This window comes from Bifidobacterium sp. MSK.13.1, assembly GCF_019131435.1.
GTDB classification, from domain to species: Bacteria; Actinomycetota; Actinomycetes; order Actinomycetales; family Bifidobacteriaceae; genus Bifidobacterium; species Bifidobacterium pseudocatenulatum.
This window is the reverse complement of sequence record NZ_JAHOMM010000002.1, coordinates 241,389-254,778: the sequence shown is the minus strand read 5'-3', so window position 1 is coordinate 254,778 and position 13,390 is coordinate 241,389. Positions and strand designations below refer to the sequence as shown.

General features: G+C 56.4%; 13 protein-coding genes and 1 tRNA gene. 4 read left to right on the top strand and 10 right to left on the bottom strand.

Annotated elements, in window-relative coordinates; all coding sequences use genetic code 11:
* Positions 1-161: 161 nt before the first annotated feature.
* The 3 genes from KSY55_RS03875 to KSY55_RS03865 all read right to left on the bottom strand — a co-directional run bounded on the left by KSY55_RS03875 (position 162) and on the right by KSY55_RS03865 (position 1,559).
* Positions 162-237 (bottom strand) — tRNA-Gly (locus KSY55_RS03875).
* Between the two features lie 315 nt (positions 238-552).
* Complete coding sequence (locus KSY55_RS03870) at positions 553-930, bottom strand: MGMT family protein (RefSeq protein WP_004222051.1); 378 nt, start codon at positions 928-930, stop codon at positions 553-555.
* Between the two features lie 23 nt (positions 931-953).
* Positions 954-1,559, bottom strand: a complete 606-nt coding sequence (locus KSY55_RS03865; RefSeq protein WP_034879635.1) for an isochorismatase family protein — start codon at positions 1,557-1,559, stop codon at positions 954-956.
* Positions 1,560-1,785: 226 nt separating this feature from the next.
* On the opposite strand from KSY55_RS03865, the gene KSY55_RS03860 reads away from it, so the two are divergent.
* Complete coding sequence (locus KSY55_RS03860; protein WP_004222045.1) at positions 1,786-3,387, top strand: ABC-F family ATP-binding cassette domain-containing protein; 1,602 nt, start codon at positions 1,786-1,788, stop codon at positions 3,385-3,387.
* A 349-nt stretch (positions 3,388-3,736) separates the two neighbouring features.
* Positions 3,737-4,687, top strand: a complete 951-nt coding sequence (locus tag KSY55_RS03855) for a CBS domain-containing protein (protein ID WP_217749512.1) — start codon at positions 3,737-3,739, stop codon at positions 4,685-4,687.
* A 124-nt stretch (positions 4,688-4,811) separates the two neighbouring features.
* Here the strand turns inward: KSY55_RS03855 and KSY55_RS03850 are convergent, their stop codons facing one another.
* The 5 genes from KSY55_RS03850 to KSY55_RS03830 form a co-directional block, all read right to left on the bottom strand.
* On the bottom strand, positions 4,812-6,230 hold the full coding sequence (locus KSY55_RS03850) for an aminopeptidase C (protein WP_217749513.1): 1,419 nt from the start codon (positions 6,228-6,230) through the stop codon (positions 4,812-4,814).
* Positions 6,223-6,999, bottom strand: coding sequence for a MazG nucleotide pyrophosphohydrolase domain-containing protein (locus KSY55_RS03845; protein ID WP_217749514.1), 777 nt, complete (start codon positions 6,997-6,999; stop codon positions 6,223-6,225). The genes KSY55_RS03850 and KSY55_RS03845 overlap by 8 nt, the downstream gene beginning before the upstream one ends.
* Positions 7,000-7,144: 145 nt before the next feature.
* The gene (locus tag KSY55_RS03840) at positions 7,145-8,065 is read right to left on the bottom strand and encodes a hypothetical protein (RefSeq protein WP_118284324.1); all 921 of its coding nucleotides are present in this window, start codon (positions 8,063-8,065) and stop codon (positions 7,145-7,147) included.
* Positions 8,046-9,149: a hypothetical protein gene (locus tag KSY55_RS03835; protein WP_118284325.1), complete on the bottom strand. Its 1,104-nt coding sequence runs from the start codon at positions 9,147-9,149 to the stop codon at positions 8,046-8,048. The genes KSY55_RS03840 and KSY55_RS03835 overlap by 20 nt, the downstream gene beginning before the upstream one ends.
* A 200-nt stretch (positions 9,150-9,349) precedes the next feature.
* On the bottom strand, positions 9,350-10,057 hold the full coding sequence (locus tag KSY55_RS03830) for a hypothetical protein (RefSeq protein WP_118284326.1): 708 nt from the start codon (positions 10,055-10,057) through the stop codon (positions 9,350-9,352).
* Positions 10,058-10,293: 236 nt separating this feature from the next.
* Here KSY55_RS03830 and KSY55_RS03825 point away from each other — a divergent pair, with 236 nt between their 5' ends.
* Complete coding sequence (locus tag KSY55_RS03825) at positions 10,294-10,476, top strand: hypothetical protein (RefSeq protein ID WP_004222028.1); 183 nt, start codon at positions 10,294-10,296, stop codon at positions 10,474-10,476.
* Between the two features lie 57 nt (positions 10,477-10,533).
* Here the strand turns inward: KSY55_RS03825 and KSY55_RS03820 are convergent, their stop codons facing one another.
* Together KSY55_RS03820 and KSY55_RS03815 are read right to left on the bottom strand one after the other, a co-directional pair.
* Positions 10,534-11,562 (bottom strand): cation diffusion facilitator family transporter, encoded by a 1,029-nt coding sequence (locus KSY55_RS03820; RefSeq protein ID WP_118284327.1) that lies wholly within the window; start codon positions 11,560-11,562, stop codon positions 10,534-10,536.
* 96 nt (positions 11,563-11,658) lie between these two features.
* Complete coding sequence (locus tag KSY55_RS03815) at positions 11,659-12,111, bottom strand: GtrA family protein (RefSeq protein ID WP_117662445.1); 453 nt, start codon at positions 12,109-12,111, stop codon at positions 11,659-11,661.
* A gap of 148 nt (positions 12,112-12,259) precedes the next feature.
* On the opposite strand from KSY55_RS03815, the gene KSY55_RS03810 reads away from it, so the two are divergent.
* Entirely contained in the window at positions 12,260-13,390 is a 1,131-nt protein-coding gene (locus tag KSY55_RS03810) for a 5-methyltetrahydropteroyltriglutamate--homocysteine S-methyltransferase (protein WP_217749515.1), read from the top strand.

Sequence of the window (13,390 nt, the reverse complement as noted above, 5' to 3'; positions counted from 1 at the left end):
TCTCGCATGGATTATCTCTTTTCAAGAGAACGTTCACATTGTGGTCAAACGTTTTCTCAACAGAGGAGGATTCCAGTTCGGATTTCGGTCGGGATGAATTGAGGATGACGCCCGGATTTGCGGTCGGATATGAAAAAAGCTTCCTTCCGGAAGCTTTCGAATGGAGCGGACAACGGGACTCGAACCCGCGGTCTCAACCTTGGCAAGGTTGCGCTTTACCAACTAAGCTATGTCCGCAAGTTGTTTCCACCGTGGTGGGCAACGAGTAGAAAATATACATGAAGCATGCCAACTCCGCAAATCGCGGCGTGTCGCGCTATTTTCCAACGACTTAAGCCGATGTTATGCCATGGTTCGCGGAGCCGGTGCCAACGATACAACCGGCATTCCGACCGATATCGCCCCTGGTGCGTCCTGTTGCCACATGCCTTGCCGTTCCACCTTTGCGTCCCCGTTGCTTTCTTCGCCTTATGGCAGGCACCCATTATCCAACCACGGCGGATAAAGCAAATGTCGTTGGGGGCGTAAGCGGTTGACACGGATTGAAAGCGACTAGGCGTCCCACTGACAACGGGCGAGATCGACTCGCAGTCCGGAAGCTCCGGCGTTCGAGTCTTTCATCTTGCCTGACTCGCTTAGTTCGGGCATACCTTTCGGAGAGATGAAGACAACGCCTTCCTCTTCGAGCAGAAGCCGCTGTCTTTCCGGACCGCCGAACGCGAATCCGGGTGCCAACGAGCCGTCTCGGAACACCACACGATGACATGGAATCACACCCGGCTCAGGATTCGAATGCAGGGCATAGCCGACAAAACGCGCGTTGCGTGGCGCTCCGGCCAAAGCCGCAACCTGCCCATAGGTGGCGACTTTACCCTTCGGAATGCGCCGCACCACCTCATAAACACGCCTGCTGAACAATCCCTTCTCCATTCGTTGTCCCATTCCTCAAGAAACTAGTCGAGGATGACGCCGGCGGAGAGCATTTGCTGGCGGGCTGCGATGCCGAGTTCTTCACTGACCGGTTCGGTCAGGTTTTCGATGACATGCACTTCAAGTCCAAGCTTACGGGCGTCCAGCGCGGTTTCCTTGACACAGTGCGATTCGGCCAAGCCAACCACGTCGACGCATTCGATACCCGCGGATTCCAATGCAACGGCAAGCGTACGCCCTGTAGCCATGTCAGAGGCGACCTGTTCGCGGGAAGGAATCGAATCCGTATTATCCTCGTATCCTTCGAACCCCGAATATGACGGCGAATACTGTCCCTTCTTGAAATGATGCTCTACATGCAGCGCGGCGATCGCTGGATGAAGTTCGGCGCCGGGAGTGCCGGCCTTGCCGTGCACGGGCCACGTATCCACATAGTCGGGTTGCTCCGACCAGTGTGAGCCGGGCTCGATATGCCAATCCTGCGTGGTTGCGATGTATTCGTACTCGCCGCGGTGCGCATTCACGTAATCCGCGATACGTTCCGCGACGGCATTGCCACCGGCTACACCCAGTTCGCCGCCTTCGCAAAATGTCGGCTGCACATCCACAATGATCAAAGCTTTCTTCATGTTTGCTCCCTTCCGAATTTGCCTGCTCACCAGAATAATCTGATTGTTACGCTTCCGCGCAATCTATTCCATTTGCGATTGCGTACCACGCGGTGGGATTCACGTGGTTACAGGCGTTCGGTATGATGTTCGATTGGCGTTTGGCCTTATGAAATGATGGGCAGGCCGTTATGTGCGGCACAGCCAGTTTGGAACGACAGTAACGAAAGTGCAGAGGTGTTGAGGCATGGCAATTGAAGCGCAGGAGCTTGAGATTCAGATCGGCGCGCGCACGTTGCTGCATCCCACGAATTTCCACGTCGCCAAGGGCGACAAGATCGGTCTGGTCGGACGTAACGGCGCCGGCAAGACCACGCTCACCCGCGTGATCACCGGCGACATGCTGCCCACCGCCGGCAAAGTGCGTGTATCGGGCAAGCTCGGCTATCTGCCGCAGGACACGCATGCTGCCGATCCGGAACAGACCGCGCTCGACCGCATGATGAGCGCGCGAGACATCGCTTCCATCATCAGTCGTATCCGCAAGGCTGAAAAGGAGATGACCGATCCGGATCCGGACGTCATGACCCGAGCGATGAACCGTTACGACAAGGCTATGCAGGATTTCGAAAAGGCCGGCGGCTATGCGGCTCAGTCCGAAGCGACCGCAATGGCGGCAAGCCTTGGCCTGCCGCAGGAGGTTATGGGCCAGCAATTGGGTACGCTTTCCGGTGGTCAACGCCGTCGTATCGAATTGGCCCGCATTCTGTTCTCTGATGCGGACACACTAATCCTTGACGAACCGACCAACCATTTGGACGCCGACTCCATCGAATGGTTACGCGGATACCTGAAGAAATACGAGGGTGGATTCCTGGTCATCTCCCACTCCACCGAACTGTTGGACGAAGTGGTGAACAAGGTATGGCATCTGGATGCGCAACTCGGACAGATCGACATGTATTCCCTCGGTTGGAAAGCCTACCTGCATCAGCGCGTGGTTGATGAGGAACGTCGCCGTCGCGAACGTGAAGTGGCCGAGAAGAAGGCGGAACGCCTCATGCAGCAGGGTATCCGCCTGCATGCGAAGGCGACCAAGGCCGTGGCCGCACAGAACATGATGCGTCGTGCGGAGAAACTTCTCGAGAACACGTCCGAAGCGCAAAAGCAGGAGAAAGTGGCGGATATCCGGTTCCCGGAGCCGGCTCCGTGCGGTCGCACGCCGATCATGGCGAAGGACGTTTCGAAAGCCTATGGTTCGAACATTGTATTCGCCGGCGTGAATCTGGCTATTGACAAGGGCTCGCGTGTGGTGATTTTGGGATACAACGGTGCCGGTAAGACCACCACCCTGCGTCTGCTCGCGCATTTGGAAGAGCCGGACACCGGTTCCGTGGACTACGGTCACGGCTGCAAAATCGGCTATTTCGCGCAGGAACATGACACGCTTGACCTGAATGCCACAGTGTTGGAAAACCTCATTCATGTGGCTCCGGAACTGAATGATACGCAGGCGCGTTCGATTCTCGGCTCGTTCCTGTTTTCGGGCGATGATGCGTTGAAGCCGGCTCGCGTGCTTTCCGGTGGTGAGAAAACTCGACTGGCGTTGGCTACTTTGGTGACCAGCCGTGCGAACGTGCTGCTGCTCGACGAACCGACCAACAATCTTGATCCGGCCTCACGAGATGAGATCCTCAAGGCCATCGCCAAGTATGAAGGTGCCATTGTGCTCGTCACCCACGATGAGGGTGCGGTGCAGGCATTGAACCCGGAACGTGTGCTGCTCATGCCCGACGGCGACGAAGACCTATGGAACGATTCCTATCTGGAATTGGTCGCCGAAGAGTAAGCCGAGTAATTCGAGTTTTATTCGGATTGTATTTATGCCGGACGCGAAAACGTCCGGCTTTTTCTTTCCACATGCGTTTCGAGCACGTTCGGTATTTCCGTATTTGTCTTGGGGTCTGCGAACAATCTGTGATTTGCAAGCGGCCCCGACTCATGAATCGCATCTTGCATGCCCATTGAGGGCTTGAGTCGATTCGTTTGCCAGGAAGTCGCCATTGCGATCGTCCGAACCTTTTCGGATTTCGTTATGCGCCCCCTAGCCTTCCGCGCTCCTGTTGGAACATGACGTGCGGAACAGACCAGAGGGGCCGATGCAGCAACACATCGAACGCATAGCGAAAGGAAGTTCCATGCCACGTAACGGCAAGGAGGGCATTCTCTTCAGTTTCATCATGTCCGCGATCATGATTTATGTGATGGCGGCACTCAATTACGGCGTACGTATCGGTGACGTCGGTGCGGCGGCGTGGAGCTACGCATTGTTCAACTGGCCGTTGGCCTACGTGGTCGGCATGATTTGCGATTTGTGCATCTGCACGCCAAGCTCCCGCGCGATTATGAATACATTCTGCGCAGCAACCGACCGTGCGGTATGGAAAGGCATCACGGTCAAATTCCTCATGGTGGTGCTGATGACCGTATTCGGCGCCATCATGGCATTCGGTTTCACATTCGGCGCGTTCACGGGATTCTGGCGCATGTTCCCCAATTTCACCATCGCGTTGCCGATTCAGATGCTGATCGTCGCACCATTGTCCGGCAAGATAGTTCACGCCATCGGCGATGCCGCCGGATGGAACAAGTCCGCGCAACAGCATGTTCCCGCTTTGGATGTCAAGACCGTTGCCGATGTGATGCAGCATGACGTTTACACGGTAGCCTCGGATGCCGAGGTACGTGACGCAGTGCGCATGATGTTGGAAAAGAACATCAGCGGCATGCCTATCGTCGATGACGAACGCCACGTGGTCGGCTTCATCTCCGATAGCGACGTACTGTGCCGCTTCGCACAAGACAACGCGCCGGTTTCCGACATTTCCACGCTGGTCACTGGCATGGCCCGCGGCGAATTCCCGGAACTGTCTCACGCAGAACTGCTTGATATGAACGTCATGGTTATTGCCGCAAAGCCGGCCGTCACCGTGCAATCGGATGCCAATATCGCGCAAGTCTGCCAGATGTTCGGCTATCAACAGTACAAGAAAGTGCCGGTGGTTGAACAAGGCAAGCTCGTGGGCGTCGTCAACCGTGGACGCCTCACCCGCCGTTCCTTCGAAGCATGCCTTGGTACTGCCGAATAGCAATTAAATAATAACTAAATACTGCAATAAGTGGAGGGCGCCGAATCTGTCAATCGACGCCCTCCACTGTTTATCTCATTCCTTATTGCAATCAAACCGAATCATGCGCGATATGCGCAAGCCTTCACCGGCTTCGCTTGGTGAGCGGCTCCCAAGGTTCAAGCTCGACCGGCTGATCGGCCAGTATTTCGCGCGTAGCCTCATCGAGATACTCCTTGCGAATGATCAGTTCGGTAACATAACGGTCGAACCAAGCATCGGACGCCACATAATAGCCATCCTGACCATTATCCTTGCCCCAACTGTTCTCCACCTTCCAACGGTTTGGACGCCCGTCAGCATCCAAATTCACGCCAGTCAACGTCATGGCATGATTGCTTGGGCAATCGCCATACTCCAATCCCTTGGCCTTGTCGAACGTGAATTCCGTACCGAAAAGCTGGTCAACGCGCACGGTATCGCAATCAAAATAGCCATCGCCACGCAACGAGAACTGCATGCAATCACAAGCGAACCAAATCGGATGACCACCACTGATCTGGTCCACAGCAGCCTTCTTGAACACGTCAAGAGGCACGTTCGCAAACTCCATATCACCCGCTTCCGCCACATTGGCGGAAAAACGAATACGATACCGCTTGCCAAACGGACGACTCTCCATCGGCACATTGCATAACGTGACCAGATCGTTCACATCCACCGGCACGTACTTCTTATAAAACTCCATCGGAGTGATACCGAATTCACGAATCTGCGGACGCTCATCCTTACCGGTTTTCGCAGCCTTTTCAGACGGCCCCTCCCCCGTGGTTTTCTTCTTGCCGTCATCCTCGTCATCGCTCATACGCGCAAGAAAATCAAAACGCTCCGGAGGCTCACCCAACGCGATCGCACACATGCGATACACCGTAGCCATATCCGCATTCTTCAACGCACGCAACTCATCCAACGACGTTCCAGCCGCATGACGGTCACGCAAATCGGACGCGAACTCACGTAGCTTCGTATTCAAATACTGCTTGAACGCATCCGAACTCTTCGAATTAGCCGACTCCGGATAAGCACTCTTCGTCACCAAACCATACTTGTTCACCAAATCAGCGAACATCTGCCACCAACCACCATCATCGGCCGGACCATAATTAATCGCCTCGAACACACGACTATCCAACGGCTCATCCAACGTGGCAAGCACATTCTCCAAATACGTGTTCGACTTCTCCATCGTATCCCAGAAAAACAGGTAGGTTTCCGAAAACTCGAAATCCTCCAAATTCCAACGATGCATCAACTCATAACGCAACGTATTAAGCGCCGCAAACATCCAACAACGCCCCGAACTACGCTGATTGGTGATACTCCCCTGCTTCAGCTCGATGGAGAAATCATTCTGCAGCACGCGCTCGCCCTTATAGTCGGTGGCTGCGGCGAGCACACCGGATGATACTGCCGCGTTGGCTGCCACCAGATTGGCGCGGTCAGCGTTGAAGTCTGTGGAATACTGTTTGAGCAGCGCAGGGTCGAGTGCTTTGACGTCACTCATGGTTCATGGTCCTTTCGATATGTTCGATTTCGGATTCTATGTCGCGCAGGCGGCAACGCAGGTCGGATTCCACGTCTACGCCGTCACGTTGCGCTTTGCGGATGATGGCGATGATTTCGTCAGCGTAAGGATGATCGCCATCATGCTGTTCGTCCATTTGACTTGCGCTTGTTGTGAATGCTGTTTCAAGCTGATCGCAATACTGCGATTTGTGTACTCTCGATACGATTTTCGTGGCGCGCGGCAATGCGCCTTGCGCGTGGGAGATGCCTTCGAGCATGGACTTGCGATGCTTTTCTTTCTGTTTCATCGCTTCCCACAGTTTCAACGTATCTTGCGCATTTTCCGGTGCTGGCACGGAAGCGTCGGTAGCGTCGTCTGATTGGAAGACGTGCGGATGTCGGGTGATGAGCTTGTCGACGAGACGATTGCACACTTCGTCGATGCCGAACGGATCCTGCGCATCCACGGCACACACTTGCGCTTGGAAAACGGATTGCAGCAGCATGTCGCCGAGTTCTTCACGCATGTTGTCGCGATCGTTCGTTTCCACGGCGTCGATGTATTCGTAGGTTTCTTCCAACAGTGGTTTAAGCAGGCTTGTATTGGTCTGCTCGCCGTCCCAAGGGCATCCGCCTGGTTCGTGCAGAATGCGTACGACCTGCTTGACACGGTCCAACGCGCTAGGCGCATCGCGTACAGGGGCAAGTTTCAAACAGTGTTCGAATTCTTCGGGCAACTGATAATCATCATGTGCGGCTTCAGTCATGCCACTGATTCTTCTCGCATGTGCCGACCATGCGATCGTAACCGTTAATGGGCAGATTCCTCCACCCACTGGAGAATTTGGTGCGCTCATGTGCTCGTCAGCGGGAAGAATCTTCCAGTAGCTGGAAGATTCGGGACGCTCACAGTCACCTCAGCGTGCTGGTGATCTGGTCGACGGTTTCGCCGTCTTTGCGTGCGACGGGCTGGAGGATGGTTTCGTCCTCGGATGCGTAGTAGTAGCCTTCGGCGGTGACTTCGGTATCACCGTTCCATGTGTTGTGGGTGGTGCCGTCCACGCCGGCCCAGCGGAGCGTGCTGGTGCCGGTCACGTTCTCGCTGATCGAGCTGCCGTTACGGCTGGTGGTGACCGTGTCCGCCACGTTCTGCGTGTCGCCGGCCTTGGTGGTCGTGCCGGATGCCTTCGTGGCCACGCTCAGCGTGTAGTTCGGCGGGGCGGGCTGGTATTTGTCGAGCACGATCACGACGATGCTGCGGGTCGAGTCGACATGGCGTTCCATGATCTTGTCGACGCTGTTCGACGGATCGTCGCTGAAGCCATCGCCGGTGTGATAAGACTGAGATCCAGCGTAGTTGTAAGTGTTCGATGCGACGTACTTGTACCAGTTGTCCTTCCATATCTTCGCGTCGTAGACGCCGGACCCGTTCCACACGCTGGTGGTGGACCCGTTGCCGGACGCCGCGCCCACGGCCACGACGCGGCAGTCGCCGTCGCCCTCGCCCGGATGCCTCTGGCGGAAGCCGGCCACGCATTCCGCGTTCGCGTCGCTCAACGCCTTGGCGGCCTTGCCGGCCGAATCGTCCATGCGCACGCCCCGCGCGGCCATGGCGCGGCTCACGCTGTTCAGGTCCGTCGCGGAACCCCACGACCCCGTCGCGTCGTCCTTGTAGGCCCAGAACTGCGCGGCCGAGCCGCCGCCACCCGTGCCTCCCTGGTCTCCGCCGCCGCCACCGGCGTAGGCGGTGCCCGCGGTCAGGCCTCCGGCCAACGTCGCCGTGGCGGCGAGCAGGGCCAGCGTCTTCCTTCCGTTACTGTTCTTGGAACCCAATGTTCCGTCTCCTTTCAGAGATCCATCTGCAGATGTCCGACCCCACCCATGGTGGGGTCGGACAGCAGAACAAATCCCGTCCGAACACTTCACATGACCGGCCGTCGACAAACGTCGATATCGGATTCGTTTCCGTCATCCACCTGCTATGCAACCACGGTTTCTGGCGTGTCGGGTTGGACATTTTCCCGGAAGGCTGCGGATACGAAAAAGGGACCCCGAAGGGTCCCTTGAGAAGAAGAGTCATCCAAATCAGTGGTGAATCAATCCATCGCTTGAGGGCGGAGGGCAGTCTGTCGTGCATCCGAGACCTCCGCTGCTTGGAACGAAGTCCGGCACGCTGCTGGAACCGCCGCCACTCGATGTCGAACCGTCTGAATACGAGGGCGTGTACGACTGTTGGGGAGCCGAATACGACTGCTGCGCATACGACTGCGCCTGCTGCGCAGGCTGCCGCCGCTTCGGCGGCGGCCTGCGCGGCGGCCTCCTCCTCAGTCTTGCGTTGCGCCTCCTCGTCCGCCTTCGTCTTCGCCGTCACCGAGTCGTTGACCTTCTTCGACGCGGCCGCGATCTTGTCCGCATCCCTGGCCTTGACTGCCTTGGACAGTTCGTCGCGCGTCGCCACATCGGCGACCTTGCCGTCCGAATCCTTCAACAACCGTTCCGCATCGGAAACGGTCTTCTCCAGTTTCGAATCGTTCACGGCCTTCACCGCTTCTTCCAAGCTCTTCTCGTGTTTCCCGTACCAGCCGGTGTTCTTTTCAATCAGGCTGGTCTTCGACTCGTAATCCGCCTTCGAATCGGCCACGCAGGCGACCACGTCAGGCTCGTTCGCCTTCAACGCTTCGGCCAACGCATCCACGGTCTTCGCATCCGCCACCTGCTTCACGGTGATCTGGGAGGCTGTGGCCGCGTCGCCATCCACCAGCCCGGAATACGAGTCCGCCGCCTTGCGGTAGCTTTCCGACGCTTCCACACACGCCTGTCTCGCCTCGGCCAGCTCATGGTTCGCGTAGGTCTTCCAAACGAACCAGCCGCCACCAGCCAGCACAGCCACGGCCGCGACCGAAGCCACGGCGATCACAGCAGGCTTTCTGCTCTTCTTCTTGTTTTCAGTTACATTCTTTAACCCGGCATCGCTTATATTCGGGTTGGAAACTTCAGATAGTTTTCCCTGCATACTTGTGCTTTCGATGAGTTATGTCACATACGTTTTAGGAAAAGGCGGATGGGAATCGTTCGTTCCCATCCGCACATCATTTTCTAGGATTTTATGTCAAAAACCTACTTGGCGTGGCGTGCCATAAGACCGTAACGGCCGTCACCACGACGCTTCAGCATGAGCGTGGCTCCGGCGGTACCGGCGGCCATAATGGTAAACACGGCGGTCTCCATCACGTCCACGCCCGTGTCGCCAAGCTTGGCCTGCGTGGAGGTCTTCACGGCCGCCCTGTTCGCACTGTCCGCACTGTCCGGAGTATCAACCGTGATGGTCGTATCCTTCGACGGGGTGACAACCTTGTGGGCCTTGTCGTACGCGTCCTGCGCGGATTCCGCGTCGGACTTCGCCGTGGCCAATGCGGTTTCGGCTGTCTTCAGCGTGGCGTTCACTTCAGCCAGAGCAGCCTGGGCGGCATCCACATCGGCCTGCGCGTCAGCCGCCGACTGGGCGGCATCCTTCTTAGCCGACTGGGCGGCATCCAGTTCGGACTGCGCCGCATTCGTGGCCGGGTCGGAAGCATACGCATCATCCACCTTGGATTGAGCGTCCTGCACATTCTGCTGGGCATTATCATAAGCGGTCTGGGATTCGGATACGGCCGTGTTGGCCTTGTCGAGCGCATCCTTCGTCGGATCGGCCGACTGGGTCTGGCCCACCGTCGGATCGGCGGCCGTCTCATCTGCCATGGCGGGCGCGGCCATACCGGCCACCTCGGTCAAGCCTGCGATGGTCGCAACGGCCAGTTTCTTCGGATTCTCCATATTCTCCATTTTCTCCATCCTGTCTCCCGGAGCGTTATGACAGGGGCGCATGCGTCCCCGAATGCACCACCCACCCTACCACTTTAGGGGGGGGTAAGTGTGTCTCGCATCTCGAGATAAACAAACCAATCGCATCCGAGACATACCTCCACCTAGACGCCTTTGCTTCAAGAAAACGGGTTTTACGATCTATTAGATATGGGGGTAATCCATTAGATTAGAGGAATCATACGAAAGGAAATGTAATGAGCTATAGCATTGAGCAGTTCATACTGGATAGCGGCATTACTCGCGCCGAGGTTGATGAGGCTAAAGCTCGGATGTTGGAAAGGATGCATATGTATGGGCTCAAGGAGACGCATAACAAGAAAGCACATGAAAAGGAGGAGCTGGCACTCCGAACTCATCGGAATGCCAGCTCCTCCTGAAAACCGTATCGTCGCCTCATACTCTACGTCTCATAACCATAGGTACACCGCACACCACTACGAGACGATTTTGTGGTCGGCGCGGTAGAGGTCGGGCTCTACGTAGATTTCGAAACGGAACCACGGCAGCGCGGTACGCACGCTTCGTTCGATTTTGTTCACGGTTTCAACATCGTAATCGCGGTCGAGCTTGCTGGTCTGCACCTTGACGCACAGCAGAATGTCATCCTCGGACATATGCACGGTCTGCATATTCAGCAGTCGTTCCACACCAGACGTTGAAATAACAGCCTGCTCAATCTTCTTGCGCGTATCCGAATCGACGGCCTCACCAATCAACAGCGAACCGGATTTGAACATGAGCAGCAACGATCCCGCAATCAATACAAGACCAACCATCAAACCGCCGAATGCATCAAATATCTCATTATCAAACAGAATCGCAAGACCGATGCCAGCCCCTGCGAATGCCAAGCCGATCAAAGCAAGCGTGTCTTCCATAATGACGGACGCAAGCTCCGCCGACTTGGTACGCCTCCAAAAACGGAACACACCCATATGGGCCACACCCGTGCGCTCCATACGCTCGTTCGCTTCCTTGATGCTTTGATGCAGGCCGTAGCCTTCCAAACAAGCGCTGATAAACACCACGATAAACGCCACCAGCAGTTCCATCTGGTTGACGTCACGCAGTGCGGGGTCTTCGGCAATGGCGAACAATTTCTTCACCGCCTCCGAAGTGGAGAAGAAACCACCGACGAAAAACAGCAGCGTCGCCACTACGAACGAAGCGAGATATTTGGCGCGGTACAGACCGAACGGATGATCGCCGTCCGTCTTATGCTTGGAGAAGCGACCGCCTGCCATGAGCACGATTTCGTTGGAACAGTCGGCGATGGAATGCACCGATTCGGAAAGCATCGCGGACGATCCGGTAAAGAACGCCGCAGCGAGCTTGGCGATGGCCACACCAATGTTGGCTCCGAGCGCCGCTTTTACGGCCGCTCCTTGATGTTCTGCCTCCTGTTGGCGAATATCGTTCGGATTGCTCGTACTACTGTCGTTGGAATCTTGCGATTCGTTCATTGCCTTTCCATTTCTTTCTGGAGTTAATACAAGACATATTCAATCATACATAGGGTGCTGTCATAGGGTGCCACCCGGATTGACACGCTTGCAGGTTCAGCGAAAAATCACTTCCTTGCACAGCGGATAGCCCCACGCGAACTGACATGCCATAGTCAGGAACTTCACCAACACCGCATTCCATCCGAATGCGGAAGGCAGCCATGCCAGCATGATCGAACCGAACAGGTAATTCCAAACCCACAGCAGCATGAACAAAGCCACGCTACGGCCGAAATTGCTGGACGATTTGAACGTGACATTGCGGTTCATCAGGCAGTTGTACGAAGCCGACAGCACGATGGCCACGCCGTTCGCGATGGCGGATGGTACGGAAAGCACATGCAGCAAGGTGAACGATCCGAATTCCACAATGGTTTGCGTTGCCGACACCAACAGATATTTGCCGAGCGTTTTCGGCTTTTTCGATGATTCCTGATTGGAGGATTTCGGATTATCCGACGTACCACTTTGCGCTGCCATTGCCTGCCGCCCGGTCCCATCACTCATATCACCCCCCCCCCCGAATCATATGTCGTTCAATCGCAAAACACTATAATGCGCCCGTCTCATATTCCCGACGTAATCGTGCATTTTTCTGAAGGATTGACTAGTCTTCCCTAGGTATTTTCACTGACAGCACAACAAGGAGCATCCAATGACGTATTCCCAGAACGCGCCGTTCCGCGCCGACGTGGTCGGCTCATACCTGCGTCCGGCAGAACTTAAGCAGGCTCGCGCCGATTTCGCAGCAGGCAAGATTGACGAGGCCGCACTCAAGGCCGTGGAAGATAATGCCATTACCGAACTGGTCGCCAAGCAGAAGGCCGCCGGTCTGCACGTCATCACCGACGGTGAATTCCGCCGTGGCTGGTGGCATCTCGACTGCATGTGGGGCTTCGCCGGCGTGGAAAAGGTGTCGATGGACAAGGGCTATTTCTTCCACGATGAGGAGACCCGCGCCGAATCCGCACGCCTGACCAGCAAGATCGCCTTCGACCCGGCCCACCCGTTCGTTGAGCATTTCAAGTTCATCAAGCAGTTCGAAGACGACACCGCCATTGCACGCCAGACCATTCCGGCTCCGGCACAGCTGTATGCGGAACTGTTCCGCCCGGAGAACATCGCTTCCGTGCACGAGTTCTACGGCGACACCCAGAAGGATTACGACGAGCTTGCCGACGACAACGCCAAGGCCTTCCATGGTCTGATCATGGCATTGTATGAGGCCGGCTGCCGCAATGTTCAGCTGGATGACTGCACGTGGGGCATGTTCTGTGATCCGAACTTCAACCAGCATTACACCGCCGATGAGTTCGCCGCCATGCAGGAACAGTATGCCGCCATGAACAACGCCGCCATCGAGGATCTGCCAGAGGATCTGGTGATCACCACGCACGACTGCCGTGGCAATTACCACTCCACGTGGGCTTCCGCCGGCGGATACGCCACTGTGGCCGACGTGCTTTTCGGCAAGGAAAACGTCGCCGCCTACTACCTGGAGTTCGACGATGATCGTTCCGGCGACTTCGAGCCGCTCGCCAAGGTTTCCGGAGATAAGAAGGTTGTGCTCGGTCTGATCACTTCCAAGAAGCCGGAACTTGAGGATCCGGAAGTGATCAAGGCTCGCATTGCCGAAGCGGCCCAGTATGTGCCGCTTGACCGCTTGTGCCTGTCCACCCAGTGCGGTTTCGCGTCCACCGAAGAAGGCAACAAGCTTACCGAAGAGCAGCAGTGGGCCAAGATCGCGCTCGTGCGGTCCGTCGCCAAGGACGTATGGGGCGAGTGA

What these genes read in the sequence shown, in the direction of transcription:
- KSY55_RS03845 (WP_217749514.1), bottom strand. Translation starts at nt 6,999, where the DNA reads ATGACTGAAGCCGCACATGATGATTATCAGTTGCCCGAAGAATTCGAA.
- KSY55_RS03865 (WP_034879635.1), bottom strand. Translation starts at nt 1,559, where the DNA reads ATGAAGAAAGCTTTGATCATTGTGGATGTGCAGCCGACATTTTGCGAA.
- KSY55_RS03860 (WP_004222045.1), top strand. Translation starts at nt 1,786, where the DNA reads ATGGCAATTGAAGCGCAGGAGCTTGAGATTCAGATCGGCGCGCGCACG.
- KSY55_RS03810 (WP_217749515.1), top strand. Translation starts at nt 12,260, where the DNA reads ATGACGTATTCCCAGAACGCGCCGTTCCGCGCCGACGTGGTCGGCTCA.
- KSY55_RS03815 (WP_117662445.1), bottom strand. Translation starts at nt 12,111, where the DNA reads ATGAGTGATGGGACCGGGCGGCAGGCAATGGCAGCGCAAAGTGGTACG.
- KSY55_RS03830 (WP_118284326.1), bottom strand. Translation starts at nt 10,057, where the DNA reads ATGGAGAATATGGAGAATCCGAAGAAACTGGCCGTTGCGACCATCGCA.
- KSY55_RS03820 (WP_118284327.1), bottom strand. Translation starts at nt 11,562, where the DNA reads ATGAACGAATCGCAAGATTCCAACGACAGTAGTACGAGCAATCCGAAC.
- KSY55_RS03855 (WP_217749512.1), top strand. Translation starts at nt 3,737, where the DNA reads ATGCCACGTAACGGCAAGGAGGGCATTCTCTTCAGTTTCATCATGTCC.
- KSY55_RS03870 (WP_004222051.1), bottom strand. Translation starts at nt 930, where the DNA reads ATGGAGAAGGGATTGTTCAGCAGGCGTGTTTATGAGGTGGTGCGGCGC.
- KSY55_RS03825 (WP_004222028.1), top strand. Translation starts at nt 10,294, where the DNA reads ATGAGCTATAGCATTGAGCAGTTCATACTGGATAGCGGCATTACTCGC.
- KSY55_RS03850 (WP_217749513.1), bottom strand. Translation starts at nt 6,230, where the DNA reads ATGAGTGACGTCAAAGCACTCGACCCTGCGCTGCTCAAACAGTATTCC.